Here is a 16003-nt window from a genome sequence, read left to right on the forward strand (position 1 = left end):
CACCTCGTTACATGCCTTTCAAAGCTCTCGTGCTTCCGTCTCCCAACCGAAACCTGTTCGGCGCAGGCGTCTCCGCCATCCGGGTGCGGTCAACAGGAAGCGGCACCGCATTCAGCGGACTGAATGCGGTGCCGCGGCTCACACCGTCAAGAAACCACCAACGCGTAGTCCGCGTCGGTCGCCGAGGTCTCCGGGTGACCGTCGGCGTTCACCTGCGTCGCCACGACCTCGACCGTCCAGGTGCCCGCGGCCGGCTTCTCCAGGATGACGTTCTCCACCGTGTCGACGGTGTTCGGTGACCCGCCCGCGGTCGAGAAGTTGCCCGCACGCAGGCCGTTGTTGCCGTAGTACACGGTCCCGTCCGGGGCGGTGACCTTCAGCGTCAGATCGTTGACCCTGGTGACCGACGCGGTCGGCGAACCGGCCGGGTCGGTGTAGGCCAGCGTCGCCTTGAACTGCTTCGTCCCGTTCACCGCGACCGTGTACTTCTTGCTCTGCCCGGTGGCCAGCAGATCCGTCTCGTTGACCAGCACCGGCAGTTTCCATCCGTTCGCCTTGGCCTGTTCGTGCAGGTAGCGCACGTTCGCGGTACCCCAGCCCTGATGCGTGCGGGTCATGTCGTGCGAGGTGCCGCTGAAGGCGAACTGGTCGGCCCCGTTGATCAGCAGTGCCTTCGCGGTCGCGGCGTGCGGGCGGCTCGCGAAGACGTCACGGGCCTTGCCGGGGCCGCCGTCGAAGACGCCGTCGGCCCACATCTGGAACAGCAGACCGGCGTTTCCGCAGGTGATCGGGGTCGCCCCGCTCGTACCGCCGAACGAGGTCGTGTACGAGGTGTCACTGGTGGACGACGTCGTGTCGATCCGGTCGTAGTAGTTCGACAGCTCCGGCTTGATCCGCCCGTCGGCGGCCGGGCCGATACTGGCGCCGCCGTTCCACTTGTCGTCGGTGCGGCCCAGCGTGTTGTAGTGGTACTGCCCGCCGACCGAGAGCACGTTCTTCGACCAGGCCTGTGGCCTCGACTGCTGGGTCCCCGCGTTGCTCTGCGACTGGCAGATCAGCAGGTCATGGTCGAAAACGATCTTGTCGAGCTCGGCCGAAACCGAGTTGTACGCCGTCGTCAGCCCGCCACCCCAGCTGTTGCTCTGGAAGACCGCGCGATACTTGCCCGCCGGGTCGACCAGCTCCTTGGTGTGGGCGTAGCGGTCAGGCTTGTCATAGGTGGCGAAGATGCCCTGGGCCTCGGGCAACAGGCCGCGTTGTGGCGCGCTCACCCCGGAGGCGAAGATCTCGCCGTAGGTCGAAGTGCCGTGGCTGGTGCTGGTCGAGTTCGAACCGTGCAGCACCGTCGGCCGGGCCTTGAACTCCTGGTGGGTGACGCGCAGCCCGCCGTCCATCACCTCACCGCGTACGCCCTGGCCGCGGTAGCCGCCGACGCTCTCGAGGTAGTTCGCGCCCCCGCTTTCGCGTGCGTTGGCCATGTCGGTTTCGGGCGCGGTGATCGCGCCGACCGCGAGCACCTCGGCACCCTGCGCCACCGCGGCGAGGAGACCGGAGCCGAGCGTCGCGACGATGTGCTGCCCGCTCTGCGAGATCGCCTCGATGCCGCCGCCGAGCCGCAGGATCCGCTCGGCGACCGCGCGCTGATCCCGTGCGTCGGATTCGACCAGCGTCACCAGATAGCTCCCCGTGCCGCTCGCCGAGAATGCCGATGGCTCCACCTTGTCGTCCGGCCGGTATTCACCGATCCAGCGGACGAAATTCAATTTCGCGACCGATTCCCTGTTCTCCGGCTTCAGGCGGACCACGTACGCGAAATCGGGAATGTAGGTCCCGATTCGCACGCCGAGCGCGCGCAATCGCTCGCGCTGCGCGTCGGTCAGCGCGCCACGGACCTGGAGCAGGTAGGCGCCCCGCCAGTCCCGGCTCGCGGTACCCCGCTGACCCGCGTTTAGCGGGCTAAACGCGATCCGCTGGTCGAGCGGATCGAAGGTCCTGCTGGCCAGGCGGATGAATTGCGGGTCCTCCCCGGCGGGAGCGGCGACGGCCACTCCGCTCGTCAGGAGAAGCGCGCCGACCAAGGGTGCGAGAATGCGGACAGACTTCGGCCGTGGCATGAAATACCTCCGGGGATCTCTGCAGGGGAGAGGTCTTTCGAAGGTACCCGCCGAAAAGCGTTTCGATCAGCCACTGAACGGCCCAGCCGCGATTTACCGGCTGAGGGAAATGGAGCATAAACGGTTAAAAACAATTCCGCTCCGGGGCTTGCTCAGCGCGCGGAGGGAAGCTCGTCGATCACCCCGCTGAACCGGGTCAGCCGCGCGCGTTCCTCCGCGTCGAGACGCCGGGCGCTGCCTTCGGGCAAGGTGCACGCGACCCAGATGGTCCGGCAGCGCGCGTAGACCGCCCTCTCGTCACGCAGCCTGCTGTTCAGCACGATGTCGCAGGTCCCGATCCTGCCGACCACGGTCTCCACTTCGACCGGATGGTCGCGGAACGCCAGCCGCCGCACGTAACTGACGTTGTGCTTGGCGATCAGATAGGTCGGTCCCTTCGGCCGGAGAACGCGCTCACGGAGCGGGTCGAGCATCGCGATCTGGGCTTCCTGGAAGTAGTCCAGCAGCCGGACGTTCCCGACGTAGCCGAGATAGTCCAGGTCGGTGACACGCAGGCGATGGCGGTACAGGTGGATCTCGGGAGCGGGACGCGCACTGGTCGTCCCCAGCGGATGTGCGTGCACGAAGTGGATCTTGAACGATCGCGTGGTGATCCGGCCGCGCGGCGCAACGGACGCCGGGCCGGGTTCACTCCATCAGGGCTTCGGAAAGCTCGCGGATCGCGGTGGTCTCGGCGGTGTGGATGTCCCGGAGCAGCTCGCCCATCGTGCTGAAGAGATCACCGACCTCGACGTCGGTGAACGGCATTTCGTCGTTGTAGTGCGCGCGTAGCTTCCACAGCTCCGCACCGGCCGCCGCGGCCGCGTCCTGCCCGGCGTCGCCCTCACGGACACCCGCCGAGACCGCGCTGACCAGCCCGCGCACCCAGGCGAACTCGGCGTTCGACGCCGGGAGGGCGGCCTCGGCCAGTTCCGCCCAGCGCTCGCCGATCCCGCGCCAGGTCGAGGCCTGTTCGGCCAATGCCGGGAGGTCGAGCAGACCTGAGGCCTCCGTGAGCGCGTCGGCGAACAGCCCGCGCAGATGCCCGCCCGCCATCCCCGCCGGGGTGACGCTCTCCCAGACGGTGAGCAGCGCCCCGAAGAGGCCGCGTCGCTCGCTGAACGCGCGCGGCCAGCCCTTGGGGTCGCGTTCGTCGGTCATTCCCTTCGCCCAGCGCTCCCAGGCGGGCAGCGAGAACGATTTCGACGGCGCCGAGAGGTTCCGCGCGCAGTCCGTCAGCCCCTCGCGGACGGCCGTCCGCCAGTCGGAGACCTCGCCGGGCTCGATCGTCGCGAGCAGGTTCTTGTACGAGCCGACACGGTCGCGAGCGAGGTCGAAGGTCTTCCGGCCGACCGTCAGCGGGGCGAGGTTCCGGTCGTCGACGAGCACCCGGCCGTCCTCTTCGCCATACGCGACGACGAAATGCCCGCCGGCGCCGGACAGCTCCGGCGGCAGCTGCCAGTAGCCGAGCGACTCGCGATCGGGGAGGACGATCACCGGCCGCCCCGCGCCGAGGTCGGCTGTGAGCCGTTTCGCGGCGGCGCGTTTGCCGCCGGTGGTGTGGATGCCCGCCCGAAGCCCAAGTCTGTCCACCGTGGACTTCAGCCAGTCCTGCGGATACTGCCACCGCGCACGGAAACCGAACACGATCGCCGAGGTCGATTCGTGCGCGAAGTCCCACAGGAGGTAACCGGCCCCGATCCCGCCGGACGCGGCGAACAGCAACGCCTCACTGGGCGCCTTCCCGTCCGGCCCTTCGACACCGTGGTGCGCCAGTACGGCGGCCACCGCCGACACGTCCGGTTGCAGTCCGCCGCGCAGTTCGTACTCGCTCACCCGGCCATCATGCCACTCAGAAATCCCGGATCAGGGAAACCTTGCCGTGTAAGGGATCCGTCACGTACACGGCTTTGAAGCGCTGGTCGATCGCGACCGCGCCGGGGTTCACGCCGAGTGACAGGTCACCGGTGAGCAGGTTGGTCACGCCGTCGATCCGGGCGATCCCGTTGGCCCCACCGTTGGTGTACACGGTGTTCGTGCCCTGGTGGATCGCGACCGCCGACGATTCGGAGCGCAGCAGCACCGTCGCCTTTTCCTTGCGGGCGCTCGCGTCCACGACGGACAGATGATGGATCGCCGAATTCGCCACGAACACCGTCCCGCTGCCGCGATGCACGGTGACCCCGGTCGGTGACTTGCCGACCTTGACACCGTCGGTGAACTTCTCCGCGCCGATGTCGAAGATCTCGAGCGAATCCGTGCGCGTGCTGGTGCAGTGCGCGAGCTTGCGGCCGCTGTCCACCGCGATCGAGGACAGGCCAGGCGTCGGCCCTGGCACCAGCTTCAGCAGACGGCAGCCGACGCCGTCGAGGACGGCGAGGACGCCGGTGACGTCACTGACCGCGTAGATCCGGTTCGCCTGCTCGTCGACGTCGACACTCGACGCCCCCGGCCCGGCGGGCACCACGCTGACCACGTCGTTGGTCAGCCCGTCGATCACCAGGACGGTCCCGGCGGGAGGGTTGGTGACGAAGACCCGGTTGGTCACGGTGTCCACGGCCAGGCCCGCGGGCTCGCCGCCGACCGGGATCACCGCGCCGACGGTGCCGGTCCGCGAGTCGAGGACGACGATCGTGCCGGTGGAGGGGTCCGAGACGTAGGCGAAACCGGTGACGGAATTCACCGCGACCGCCTCCGGGGTGCCGCCGACCTCGATCAGGATGACCTTTTCGGCTCTGGCCGCCGGGGCGAAGGCGACCGCTGAAACCCCGGCCGCGGCCAGCGTGAGCAGGGCTCGGCGGCTCAGTTCGGGTCCTCGCACAGGCGCCTCCCCATGATCGTTCCGGGATCTGACGATAACCCGCTGTTCGTCCGGGCGAAGGAACTTCGCGTCCCCCGATCGCGTTGTTTCCGGTGAGTAACCCCCTCGCTTGAATACTCGGAGAACGAAAGGAGCAGGACGCCGTGCACAAACACCAGAACGGACTGAAGACGGTCGTCCTGCTCGGCGTGCTGTCCGCGCTCATCGTCGGGATCAGCGGTTTCTTCGGGCGCGGCGCGCTGGTCATCGGCCTGGTGGTGGCGCTCGGCGTCAACGCCTACGCCTATTTCAACTCCGACAAGCTCGCCCTGCGCGCCATGCGCGCCCGGCCGGTGTCCGAGGCGGAGTACCCGGCGATGTACCGGATCGTGCGTGAACTGGCGACCACGGCGCGTCAGCCGATGCCGCGGTTGTACCTCAGCCCCACCCAGGCCCCGAACGCGTTCGCCACCGGCCGCAGCCCCCGGCACGCGGCGGTGTGCTGCACCACCGGGATCCTCGGCCTGCTCGACGAGCGTGAACTGCGGGCGGTGCTCGGGCACGAACTGTCGCACGTCTACAACCGGGACATCCTCATTTCGTGTGTCGCGGGCGCGCTGGCGAGCGTGGTCAGCGTGATCGCCAACATCGCGATGTTCGCGAGCGTCTTCGGCGGCAGCGACCGCGAGGACGGCGACAGCCCGCTGGTCGCGCTGCTGCTGGTGCTGATCGGGCCGATCGCGGCCGCCATCGTGAAGCTCGGCGTCAGCCGCTCGCGGGAGTACCAGGCCGACGCGTCGGGCGCGGAACTCACCGGTGACCCCCTGGGCCTGGCGTCGGCGCTGCGGAAACTCGACCAGGGGACGCGCGCGGCGCCGCTCGTGCCGGAGCCGAAGCTGGTCTCGCAGTCGCACCTCATGATCGCGAACCCGTTCCGGCCGGGCGAAGGCCTCTCGAAGCTCTTCTCCACCCACCCGCCGATGGACGAACGCATCCGCCGCCTCGAAGAAATGGCCCGCCGCCCCCTCTGACCAGCCAGATCGCGTTTAGCCCGCTAAACGCGCCGCGTCGCCCAGGTCGCGTTTAGCCCGCTAAAGGCGACCCGCCTGCGTGGGTGTGCGGGTGCGTGCGGATCGCGTTTAGCCCGCTAAAGGCGACGTGTCTGCGTGGGTGTGCGGGTGCGTGCGGGTCGCGTTTAGCCCGCTAAAGGCGACGTCTCACGTCGTGGGAGGGGGAATCGGGGCCTGGTCGGGCGAGTTCCCCGGGCATGGGTTCCGCACCGCAGTTGCACCTCGGGGTCGCGCTCGACGGGGCCGGGCAGCATCCCGCCGCCTGGCGGGTCTCCGACGTCCGCCCGGCCGCCTTGTTCACCGCCGCCCACTACCTCACCCACGCGAAGCTCGCCGAAGCCGCTTCGCTCGACTTCGTCACCCTCGACGACTCCCTCGCGCTTCAGCCCGGCGGCGAGGAGGTCGTCCGCGGCAGGCTCGACGCGCTGCTGACCTTCGCCGCGATAGCCCCCGTGACCAGCGGGATCGGCCTGATCCCGACGGTCACCACCACGCACACCGAGCCCTTCCACGTCTCGACCGCCGTCGCGTCGCTCGACTTCGCGAGCCGCGGCCGCGCCGGCGTCCTCGCGGTTCCCTCGCGCACCGAAGCCGAGGCCGCGCACTTCGGCAGGCGCACGCTGCCGTCCGAGGTGGACGCCGAAGCGGAGAACGCCGAGGTCGTCGACGTCATCGCGCGCCTCTGGGACAGCTGGGAGGACGACGCGATCATCCGCGACGAGCGGACCGGCCGCTTCATCGACCGCGAGAAGCTCCACTACGTCGACTTCGAAGGCCGCTTCTTCAGCATCAAGGGACCTTCGATCACGCCGCGACCACCACAGGGCCATCCCGTCGTCGCGGTTTACGGCGACTCGCCGTACGCGCATGGCGCCGACGTCGTCCTGGTCGACGAGATCCGCGACGCCCGCGAGCGGTTCCCGGACGCCAAACTCCTGGCCGGACTTTCGATCGTGCTCGCCGAGACCGAGCAGGCGGCCATCGACCGCCGTCGCGCGCTGGAGGCCTACGCGCCCTTCCCGCCCGGCGGGCTCAGCTTCACCGGCACCCCGGCCGACCTCGCGGCCGAGCTACCCCGCATCGCGGAGTCGAGCGGCCTCGACGGCTTCCATCTCCGGCCCGCCGTCCTGCCCGACGACCTCGCGCTCTTCACCGAGGGCACGGTCCCCGCACTCCAGGCCGCGGGCGTGTTCCGGTCGGAGTACACCGGCCCCACCCTGCGCGACCATCTCGGCCTCGGGGTCGCCGCCAACCAGTACGCGGAGGCGTGACAGATGCCCAAACAGGTCAAACTCGCCGCACACTTCCCCGGCGTCAACAACACGACCGTGTGGAGCGACCCGCGCTCGGGTAGCCAAATCGACTTTTCGTCCTTCGAGCACCTCGCGCGTACGGCGGAGCGGGGCAAGTTCGACTTCCTGTTCCTCGCCGAAGGGCTGCGCCTGCGCGAGCACGCGGGCAAGATCCTCGATTCCGACGTCGTCGGCCGCCCGAACACCACCACCGTGCTGGCCGCGCTCTCCGCCGTCACCACCCGGCTCGGACTCGCGGGAACGCTGTCTTCGACCTTCAACGAGCCGTACGAGGTCGCCAGGCAGGTCGCGAGCATCGACCACCTCTCCGGCGGCCGCGCCGCGTGGAACGTCGTCACCTCGCCCGACGCGTGGACCGGCCAGAACTTCCGGCGAGGCGGTTTCCTCGACCGCGAGGATCGCTACCGTCGCGCCGAGGAGTTCCTCGCCACCGTCCGGGAACTCTGGGACAGCTGGGCGCCGGACGCGCTGGTGGGGGACAAGGCGAACGGCGTCTTCGCCCGCGGCATCGACCGTTTTGTCCACAGTGGACTCCAGTTCGACATCCGCGGCGAGTTCACCGTCCCGCGGACACCGCAGGGACAACCGATCGTCATCCAGGCCGGGGATTCCGACGAGGGCAGGGAATTCGCCGCCAAGACCGCCGACGTCATCTTCAGCCGCCACGGTTCGCTGGAGAGCGGCAAGGAGTTCTTCGCCGACGTCAAGCGGCGCCTGCCCGCCTACGGCCGCGAGCCCGGCGACCTGCTGATCATGCCTGCCGCGACGTTCGTCCTCGGCGACACCGAGGAGGAGGCGCACGAGCACGCGCGCGAGATCCGCTACCGGCAGGTGCGTCCGGCGACCGCGATCCAGTTCCTGGAACAGGTCTGGAGCCGCGACCTCTCCGCCTACGACGCCGACGGCCCGCTCCCCGGGATCGACCCGGATCCCGACGCCGAACCGCTCACCTGGGGCCGGGTGCGGCATGAGAAGGATCCCCTCTCCGTGGCCGCGAAATGGCGGGCGATCGCGGAGGAGAAGAAGCTCTCGATCCGCGAACTGGTCATCGAGGTGACCGCCCGCCAGCAGTTCGTCGGCACCGCCCGGCAGGTCGCGGAGTCGATCGACGAGTACGTCCAGAGCGACGCCGCCGACGGGTTCGTGCTGGTGCCGTACTTGACCCCGGGCGGCCTCGACGCGTTCGTCGACGACGTCGTCCCGCGGCTGCAGGAACTGGGCGTCTTCCGGACCGACTACACCGGAGACACCCTGCGGGAGCACCTGTTCAGCCGGTAGCGCCTTGGGTGCGCGCGACGTTCATCAGATATTCGCCGTAGCCGGACTTCGCCAGCTTGGCGCCGAGCGCGAAGCACTGGTCGGCGTCGATGAAGCCCATCCGCAGCGCGACCTCTTCGAGGCAGGCGATCCGGACGCCCGTCCGGTGCTCGAGGACCTGCACGAACTGGCCCGCTTCCAGCAGCGAGTCGTGCGTGCCGGTGTCGAGCCAGGCGAAACCGCGGCCGAGGTCGACCAGGGTGGCGCGATCCTGCTGGAGATAGGCGAGGTTGACGTCGGTGATCTCCAGTTCGCCGCGCGGCGACGGCTTGAGGTCGCGGGCGATCTCGAGGACCTGGTTGTCGTAGAAGTACAGGCCGGTGATGGCCTTGTTCGACTTCGGCTTGGCGGGCTTCTCCTCGATGGAGAGGAGCTTGCCGTCCGCGTCGATCTCGCCGACGCCGTACCGCTGCGGGTCCTTGACCGGGTAGCCGAACAGCACGCAGCCGTCGAGCGAGGTCGCGGCGGCCTGCAGCCTGCTGGAAAAACCCTGGCCGTAGAAGATGTTGTCGCCGAGCACGAGCGCGACCTCGTCGTCGCCGACGAAGTCCGCGCCGATGATGAACGCTTCGGCCAGCCCGTTGGGGGCGGCCTGCTCGGCGTAGCTGAAGCTGAGCCCGAATTGGCTGCCGTCGCCGAGGAGCTTCCGGAAGTTCGGCAGGTCGGCGGGCGTCGAGATGATCAGGATCTCGCGGATCCCGGCGAACATCAGCACCGAGATCGGGTAGTAGATCATCGGTTTGTCGTAGACCGGCAGCAGCTGTTTCGAGATGGCCTGGGTGATGGGATGCAGCCGCGTCCCGCTGCCCCCCGCCAGCACGATGCCCTTCATCCTCAGCCCCCGCTTCGTAGCCGTCCGTCAACGGCTCACACTACCGGGTGGTGCTCAGAAAGCAGGTCCCTTCGCGAAGTAGGCCTTGCAGCCGGCGTTGTATTCAGTGGAGATCTGCAGCACGTTCTTCCCGCCGTCGACCGGCAGCAACGTCGAGCTGTAGTTGGGGCAGAAGTTGTCGTGGATGCCGACGATGTGCAGCGGCGCGGGCAGCTCGTACCAGTGCCCGGCGCCGAAGTGGTCGTTGGCGAGCAGGACCCGGCCGTTCTTGTCCTGCGGGACGCCGGCGGCGTTGGTGTAGATCTGCCCGACCATCACCAGCCGAACGCCGTTGGGGCCGCCGGGGAACAGCGTGATCGTCTGCGCGTGCTGGAAGTGGTTGCCGTTGGCGGTGTCGACGCGGGTGCCGGGATCGAGCGGATCGCCCCAGTTGGCGCCGTCGGAGGAGATCTTGAAGTACGGGTCGCAGAAGCGGTCGCGAAAGTTGCAGATCTCGTAGGCCAGGTAATACCGGCCGTCGGGCAGGCGGCGGATGATCGGCATCCCCGGTCGCACCCGATGCGGCGGGATGGCCATCGTGCGCTGCTTGGTGCCCCAGTTCAGCCCGTCGGTGGACGCGACCCGGTTCATCACCTGCGCGAACTGCGGCGCCTCGGTTTCGTCGGCGTAGTGCAGCCACAATGTGCCACCGGCGTCGACGACGAACTCGGGTTCCCAGATGCCGTCGTGGTTGTGCGAACGGGCGGCTTCGGACAGGAAGGACCAGCTGCGGCCGGCGTCCCGGCTGTACCAGATCTTGATGCCGATCCGGCGCTGCGGACCGGCGTCCTGGCGGTAACTCGCGGCCCACAGCAGGGTGCCGGGGCGGAGCCTGCCGACACGCTGCGGCAGCTCGTACAGCGTTCCGCAGCACATGCCGTAGCGGCCGTCGCGGTCGCGGACCTCGCCGACCTTGTGGAAGGTCTGGCCCTCGTCGGTGCTTTCCATGATCGGGGTGAACTTGCCGCCGCCGTCTTCGCTGGTCAGCGACGCGAGGATGCGACCCCGGCCGATCGGGGAATGCTCGAGGCGGATGAGTCGCGGGTACGAGCCGTAGCCCGGCACGAGCTGTTGCCGCTCGGCGGCCTGCGCGGACGTGAACGACGACGCGATCACGGTGAGTGACAACGCTAGGGCGAGTGCGGTGCGGAGACGGCGCTTCATCGTGACCTTCCTCGAACGCGAGCGCCGGATTACACCATGTGCGTCCGTCCTTTTCGGACTGCCGCGAAGGCGTCGCGGCAGAAACCCACGCCAGAGTGGCCTGAATCGCCCGGCCGGGTTGCCCGGTAACGCTGGGCTATCGGTCGGCGAAGTTCCTAGGACTGCTCGATTTGGGGGAACACGTGATCAGGCGCTTGTGCGCGGCCTCGGGCGCCGTGCTGTTGACCGTCGGCCTGGTGGCCTGCTCGCCGGCGGCGAACACCGGCCGCGTCGTCCCGCGAGCCGCCGCTCACGATGGACTCCACGCCCCTTCGGGAGTGCCGACGCGGCCGCCGACGGCCACCACCACCCCGCCACCCGCACCTCAGCCGCCGGAGAGCCACTCGGGCAAGGGGAACGCGTCGGTCCCCACGACCTGGCCGAGGCGCCTGGGTTTCGTGACCTTCGACTGTCCGAAGTGTTCCGGGCACGTCGCGGTCAACACCGAGAACGAGCTGATCGTCAACGACAGCGGCCCGTACAAGGGCACGCAGTGGATCAACGACATGCCCGGCCACCAGGCGAAGACGTTCACCGTCAAGGCCAACGCCGCCTGGACGCTGACCATCACCGACGAAAGCGGCCTGCCCGTCCTGGAGCCGGGCAAGACCCTCTCGGGCAAGAGCGAGGTCGTCCTCTCCGTGCCCGGCTCCGCCTCGTCGGTCAAGCTCACCACCAAGAAGAGCGGCCGCGTCGCGGTGTGGGTGCACAGTGGCGACTACTCGGATCTCCCCGTGAACCAGCTCGGCGACTACACGGGCGACATCCCCGTGTCCGGCCCCGCGTTCGTGTCCATCGAAGGCGACGGGACCTGGACGATCACGGCGTCCTAGGTATGACGAAGGCCACCTTCGAAGCGCTCGAAGGTGGCCTTCCCCGCCGGGATCAGCGGTAGTTCGTGAACTGCAGCGCGATCTCGAAGTCCTTGCCCTTGAGCAAGGCGATCACGTCCTGCAGCTGGTCCTTCTTCTTGCCGGAGACCCGCAGCTGGTCACCCTGGATCTGCGCCTGGACGCCCTTCGGGCCCTCGTCCCGGATGAACTTGGCGATCTGCTTCGCCTTGTCCGACGCGATCCCCTGCAGGATCTTGCCGCTCACCTTGTAGATCTTGCCGGACAGTGCCGGCTCGTCCGCCTCGAAGGCCTTCAGGGAGATGCCGCGCTTGATCAGCTTCTCCTTGAACACCTCGACCGCCGCCAGCGCCCGCTCCTCGGTCTCGGACTCGATCGCGATCGCTTCCTCACCGGACCAGTCGATCTTGGTCCCGGTACCCCGGAAGTCGAACCGTGTACCGAGTTCCTTGCTGGCCTGGTTCAGGGCGTTGTCCACCTCCTGGCGATCGACCTTGCTCACCACGTCGAAAGAGGGATCCGCCACGTGTTCTCACACCTCGTACTCGCTTGTCAGGAGCTTCCACCCTAGCCCTGCGGAACCCGGTTGACCGGCCCGCCACGGCATTGGGTATTCTTTCGTCTCGGCCGGGCTCGCCCGGCCACGGCGAGTTGCCCGAGCGGCCAAAGGGATCTGACTGTAAATCAGACGGCACTGCCTTCGGGGGTTCGAATCCCTCACTCGCCACACCAGCAAGATCGGCCCCCTGACCTGGGAAACCAGGTCAGGGGGCCGATCTTGTTATGTCCGGCTGTGTACGGCTGTGGCCGGGTTTGCAGGCCCATCCACGGGCGCATTACGGGCGCGGCTCCCCTATGCCGTCTCAGGTCCTGCTGTAGGCACGTTCGAGCTTCTGCAGGGCCGTCACCTCCCCACCTGATCGGCACTTGGCGTAGACGCGCAGGAGCACTGCCAGGCTGTGCCCGGCCCACTTCGCGACCTGGGTGGGTTCCACGTCGTTGTTGAGCCACGTCGACACGGCCGCGTGACGAAGGTCGTACGGTCGTTTGCCGAGCGGACCAGCGGCCACCTCGGGCGTGAACACCGCCGCGCGAGCGGCTGCCCATGCACGTCCGTAGACCGAGCTGCTCAGCCGCCCACCGTCACGCACGCCACGAAACAGACGGCCGTCCGGCGCGGTGCCGAAGATCACCAGATGCGCGTGCAACAGCGCGGTCAGTTCCGACGTACAAGGGACTCGCCGGCTTGCTCCCACGTTTCGGTGCTTGAGCGGCCCCGCTTCGGATGCCTCACCGGAATCAGTCCACTCCCCGCCAACCTCGGGGCGGGCCCCCTCCAGCTTGAGCCATCCCGCCCCCTCCAGCGGCAATGGCAGGTTCGCCCTCTTGAGATTGGCGGCTTCCTCGGGGCGGAGGCCCGCGAAGTACATCAGCGCGAAGAACGCGACCAGCTCCGGATGGGTCTCGCGCACCGCGTCGAGCAACATCCGGCCCTGGATTTCGTTTACGACCACGCCCGGGTCGACCTCTTGGATCTCGTAGCTGCGCTTCTTGACTTTGATCTCCTCCAGTGGGTTCGCGTCGAAGACTTCTCGCTCTACGGCGAAATCGAGCAGGTCTCGCAGAGCCACTCGTCGAATCCTGACGGTGGCCGGCGCCGCCTTCGAGCCGTTGATGTTGCGATCGATCCCGCTGAGAACGAAGCGCAGTACGTCCGGTTTCGCGAATTCGTCCGCACGTCGAGATGCAACCGCGACGTCGTCAAGCACCGCGGCAACATCGGGCGGAAGCCCTTCGGTTCTCAACGTCGTGTTGAACGCCTGCGTTAGTGCCTTCCGGAGCACTTTTCCGTCCACGTTGATCTCCTCTTGCAGCATCGACACTGTGATGCCGGTCATGGAACTGGCCAGCGATCGTCTGTACTTCGGCGATGCGTCCGGCCACTTCATATCGATGTACGCGCAGGCCAGATCGAAGACGGAGAGCTTCGAGACCTCCTTGCGGATCATCGATGTCGGCAGTCCAGGCTCGTCGACGAGAAAGCCCTCACCGACTTTCGCGGCGGCAATGAGATCGTTGCGGTAGTTGTCGGCCAGCTTGAACGTGCGGAACGGCTCGCCGAACTCCCGGCCGTCCACCGTCCAGCGCACCCGATAGGAGACTTTCCCGCTCCTGTGTCGACGGGATTTCAGTGCCCAGATCTTCACGTCGTACGACACCTGATCTGTCATGCGGCCTCCAGTCGGGAGCTGAGCCAGCGATTCAGGGCCGAGCGAGAAACGCGGACTGAGTTGTTGGGAAGTCGAATGCACGGCGGAGCCTCGCCCCTGTCGCGCCACTGACTGAACGTCGAACGGGCGATTTTCAGCAGGGCACAGACCTCTTTGATGGTCAGGTGTTCGTCGTCGACCACCGACGTAGTGATCTGCTGACGCGATCGCGACGCGCGGTTCGTCCTGTGAGGCGTGGAAGGCATGGCGGTGGTCCTTTCGTGTGGACATGCCGGACCAGGCCGCTGGTGGTGGTCCGGCGACCTGGTCGGCGTGACGTTGGGTAGCGGGTTGGCTGGGTGCTGGCAGGTGGTGGACGGCGGGTTGGGGTGCGGGGGCTGAAACCAAACCCGCAAACCCGCAAACCCGCAATATGGTGTCTGACCTGCATGTATGCGTGCGGGTTTACCTGTCGAGCGCTAACCCGCAAACCCGCAAAGCCGCGGGTTTGCGGGTTTGGAAGAGCCCATGATCATTTAAACCCGCGTGGTGTTTTTCCTGGTCAGAGTTCGTTCTGCGGGTTTGCGGGTTTGCGGGTTTCTTTCCCCGGGATTCCTAGGAGGCTGCTTCCTCGACCCAGTAGGTTCGGCAGTTGTGGTGGCTGTCGATCGCGCTGCGTAACACGATGTCGGTGTGCCAGCGGTCGACATGTCCTGCCAGCTTCCTGCCCAGGGACTTGGTCGTGACGGGCTTCCCGGCCGGGTTGGTCGGGAACGTCCCGGCCCAGGGGTCGGTGCCCGCGGTGGGTTCGCCGGACACCCGAAGCTGTTGCGCGGTGATGCGGCTGTCGCCGTGGACGTCGCGCCAGGCATGAAGGAACGAGCGCCATTCGGCGTTGTCGTCGTCCAGCCCACGCACGGTGTCTGCGTTCGCCAGAAACCCCGTGATCCCGTGGTGTTCAAGGAACCCGCCCAGTTGCTTGGCCCATGTGGTGAATTGCCGCATCTGCGGAATCGCCCCGGAGGCGAGTGGGGCGCCGTGGCTGGTCCAGTCGAGGATCAGGATCAGGATGTGCCGCAGCACGGTGGCGCGGTTGCGCGGGTCGAGGATCCAGGAATCGAGGTTCGGGATCGTGAACCCGGTCCGGGCCTCCGGGCGGGGGCAGTCCGGGTCGAGCCGCACCCAGACGGTCCTCGATGCCATGTCGCCGCCGGTGCGGAGGTTGTTCCCCGTTGCTAGCCACAGCCGGTCGTTGGTGAATCTGGCGTTGCTGTTGGTGCCCAACTTTCGGTCCGCCCAGGTTCGTTCGGTCATCAGTCGAGCGAGTACGGCGGAGTTGACCACCGTCCCTTCCTCCAGGTTGTCGAACACGATCACGCCGTGATCGTCGGCTAGGACGGTGGTGATCGTCTTCCGGAGTTCGTCCTCCGATTCGTTCCAGGTCTGCACGGTCTGCCCGACCAGCAGCCCCACGCATCCGGTCAGGATCGTTTTCCCCGAGCCGGGCATGGACGCCTCGATCAGCCCGAACGGTGACAGCGCGCGGGTGAACGGCCGGATCAGCGGCGTCACCAGCAGCGCGAGGTAGTTCGCGCGGTCGGCAGCCGGGTCACGCCACGGGAAGTCCCGCAGGAACCGCTCCAGTAGGAACTCCCGCGCGGCGGCGACCTCGTCCGGCGTGGGGTGGTCCGGGATCGGCGCGAGGTGGGTGTTGCCCGCGAGGTAGAACCCGGTGCGTTCGTCGTAGCCGGGCGTTTGCAGCAAAGTTCCGTCTGGGCGCAGGACCGGTGTGGAGATGATCCTGCGCAGCACCGGCAGCCCCGGCCACGCGCGGCGGGCGAGCACCGCGGACAGCACCGGGCCCGGCGGGCTGACCTCCGCCGGTTTCCCGTTCTTCACCCCGGACACGGTGGCGTGTTCGGCCAGCAGCGCGGCCAGCAGCGACGGTTTGAGCACAGACGCGGTCAGCGGCAGCGCCACGTCCTCGTCGGCCGATTCCGGCCCGGCGGCCCCGGAGATCTCCTCGACGACCACGGGGGCGCCGTCGCTGACGTAGGTGCCGGGGATGATCCGCGCGTCCAGGGCGCGGGTGAGGACCCGGATGGCGTCCGGGTCCTCACCGATCCGCACGATCCGCCGACCGTCGTCGCCGACCGGCCACAATGACGTGCCGTTGTGCGGCGTGGTGTCGGGCGTGCTGGACATGGGGCCTCCT

14 protein-coding genes and 1 tRNA gene are annotated in these 16003 nt (G+C 67.8%); 5 read left to right on the top strand and 10 right to left on the bottom strand.

All coding sequences use genetic code 11. The annotated features are described in order from the left end of the window. Positions 1–146: 146 nt before the first annotated feature. From ACZ5ZX_RS05220 to ACZ5ZX_RS05235, 4 genes are all read right to left on the bottom strand, one after another. The gene (locus tag ACZ5ZX_RS05220) at positions 147–2114 is read right to left on the bottom strand and encodes a S8 family serine peptidase (RefSeq protein ID WP_465500749.1); all 1968 of its coding nucleotides are present in this window, start codon (positions 2112–2114) and stop codon (positions 147–149) included. Between the two features lie 152 nt (positions 2115–2266). Continuing rightward, complete coding sequence (locus ACZ5ZX_RS05225) at positions 2267–2737, bottom strand: acyl-CoA thioesterase (RefSeq protein ID WP_465500750.1); 471 nt, start codon at positions 2735–2737, stop codon at positions 2267–2269. 64 nt (positions 2738–2801) lie between these two features. Continuing rightward, on the bottom strand, positions 2802–3989 hold the full coding sequence (locus tag ACZ5ZX_RS05230) for a BtrH N-terminal domain-containing protein (protein WP_465500751.1): 1188 nt from the start codon (positions 3987–3989) through the stop codon (positions 2802–2804). Positions 3990–4005: 16 nt separating this feature from the next. Continuing rightward, complete coding sequence (locus ACZ5ZX_RS05235; RefSeq protein ID WP_465500752.1) at positions 4006–4974, bottom strand: YncE family protein; 969 nt, start codon at positions 4972–4974, stop codon at positions 4006–4008. Positions 4975–5117: 143 nt separating this feature from the next. Here ACZ5ZX_RS05235 and htpX point away from each other — a divergent pair, with 143 nt between their 5' ends. The 3 genes from htpX (at position 5118) to ACZ5ZX_RS05250 (ending at position 8614) form a co-directional block, all read left to right on the top strand. Beyond that, positions 5118–5984, top strand: a complete 867-nt coding sequence (htpX, locus tag ACZ5ZX_RS05240; protein WP_465500753.1) for a zinc metalloprotease HtpX — start codon at positions 5118–5120, stop codon at positions 5982–5984. Positions 5985–6220: 236 nt separating this feature from the next. Continuing rightward, entirely contained in the window at positions 6221–7294 is a 1074-nt protein-coding gene (locus tag ACZ5ZX_RS05245) for an LLM class flavin-dependent oxidoreductase (RefSeq protein ID WP_465500754.1), read from the top strand. 3 nt (positions 7295–7297) lie between these two features. Beyond that, positions 7298–8614 carry an NtaA/DmoA family FMN-dependent monooxygenase gene (locus ACZ5ZX_RS05250; RefSeq protein ID WP_465500755.1) on the top strand — a complete coding sequence of 439 codons (1317 nt, stop codon included), beginning with the start codon at positions 7298–7300 and terminating at the stop codon, positions 8612–8614. Here the strand turns inward: ACZ5ZX_RS05250 and rfbA are convergent. Beyond that, on the bottom strand, positions 8604–9485 hold the full coding sequence (gene rfbA / locus ACZ5ZX_RS05255) for a glucose-1-phosphate thymidylyltransferase RfbA (protein WP_465500756.1): 882 nt from the start codon (positions 9483–9485) through the stop codon (positions 8604–8606). The genes ACZ5ZX_RS05250 and rfbA overlap by 11 nt on opposite strands. 54 nt (positions 9486–9539) lie before the next feature. Further along, positions 9540–10688, bottom strand: coding sequence for a sialidase family protein (locus ACZ5ZX_RS05260; RefSeq protein WP_465500757.1), 1149 nt, complete (start codon positions 10686–10688; stop codon positions 9540–9542). A gap of 182 nt (positions 10689–10870) precedes the next feature. Here ACZ5ZX_RS05260 and ACZ5ZX_RS05265 point away from each other — a divergent pair, with 182 nt between their 5' ends. Continuing rightward, on the top strand, positions 10871–11560 hold the full coding sequence (locus tag ACZ5ZX_RS05265; protein WP_465500758.1) for a hypothetical protein: 690 nt from the start codon (positions 10871–10873) through the stop codon (positions 11558–11560). A gap of 52 nt (positions 11561–11612) precedes the next feature. On the opposite strand, the gene ACZ5ZX_RS05270 is transcribed toward ACZ5ZX_RS05265, so the two are convergent. Next, positions 11613–12104 carry a YajQ family cyclic di-GMP-binding protein gene (locus ACZ5ZX_RS05270; protein WP_037314015.1) on the bottom strand — a complete coding sequence of 164 codons (492 nt, stop codon included), beginning with the start codon at positions 12102–12104 and terminating at the stop codon, positions 11613–11615. A 119-nt stretch (positions 12105–12223) separates the two neighbouring features. On the opposite strand from ACZ5ZX_RS05270, the gene ACZ5ZX_RS05275 reads away from it, so the two are divergent. Then, positions 12224–12305 (top strand) — tRNA-Tyr (locus tag ACZ5ZX_RS05275). A gap of 136 nt (positions 12306–12441) precedes the next feature. Here ACZ5ZX_RS05275 and ACZ5ZX_RS05280 read toward each other — a convergent pair. The 3 genes from ACZ5ZX_RS05280 to ACZ5ZX_RS05290 all read right to left on the bottom strand — a co-directional run bounded on the left by ACZ5ZX_RS05280 (position 12442) and on the right by ACZ5ZX_RS05290 (position 15993). Further along, positions 12442–13809 (bottom strand): tyrosine-type recombinase/integrase, encoded by a 1368-nt coding sequence (locus ACZ5ZX_RS05280; RefSeq protein ID WP_465500759.1) that lies wholly within the window; start codon positions 13807–13809, stop codon positions 12442–12444. Next, on the bottom strand, positions 13806–14054 hold the full coding sequence (locus tag ACZ5ZX_RS05285; protein WP_465500760.1) for a helix-turn-helix transcriptional regulator: 249 nt from the start codon (positions 14052–14054) through the stop codon (positions 13806–13808). Before ACZ5ZX_RS05285 ends, ACZ5ZX_RS05280 begins: the two co-directional genes overlap by 4 nt. A 349-nt stretch (positions 14055–14403) precedes the next feature. Then, the gene (locus ACZ5ZX_RS05290; protein ID WP_465500761.1) at positions 14404–15993 is read right to left on the bottom strand and encodes a hypothetical protein; all 1590 of its coding nucleotides are present in this window, start codon (positions 15991–15993) and stop codon (positions 14404–14406) included. Between the last annotated feature and the right edge of the window lie 10 nt (positions 15994–16003).

The organism is Amycolatopsis sp. NPDC033938 (assembly GCF_055575975.1).

Coding starts and splice junctions, on each gene's coding strand:
- ACZ5ZX_RS05220 (WP_465500749.1), bottom strand. CDS start 2,114: ATGCCACGGCCGAAGTCTGTCCGCATTCTCGCACCCTTGGTCGGCGCG.
- ACZ5ZX_RS05245 (WP_465500754.1), top strand. CDS start 6,221: ATGGGTTCCGCACCGCAGTTGCACCTCGGGGTCGCGCTCGACGGGGCC.
- ACZ5ZX_RS05250 (WP_465500755.1), top strand. CDS start 7,298: ATGCCCAAACAGGTCAAACTCGCCGCACACTTCCCCGGCGTCAACAAC.
- rfbA (WP_465500756.1), bottom strand. CDS start 9,485: ATGAAGGGCATCGTGCTGGCGGGGGGCAGCGGGACGCGGCTGCATCCC.
- ACZ5ZX_RS05260 (WP_465500757.1), bottom strand. CDS start 10,688: ATGAAGCGCCGTCTCCGCACCGCACTCGCCCTAGCGTTGTCACTCACC.
- ACZ5ZX_RS05280 (WP_465500759.1), bottom strand. CDS start 13,809: ATGACAGATCAGGTGTCGTACGACGTGAAGATCTGGGCACTGAAATCC.
- ACZ5ZX_RS05285 (WP_465500760.1), bottom strand. CDS start 14,054: ATGCCTTCCACGCCTCACAGGACGAACCGCGCGTCGCGATCGCGTCAG.
- ACZ5ZX_RS05290 (WP_465500761.1), bottom strand. CDS start 15,993: ATGTCCAGCACGCCCGACACCACGCCGCACAACGGCACGTCATTGTGG.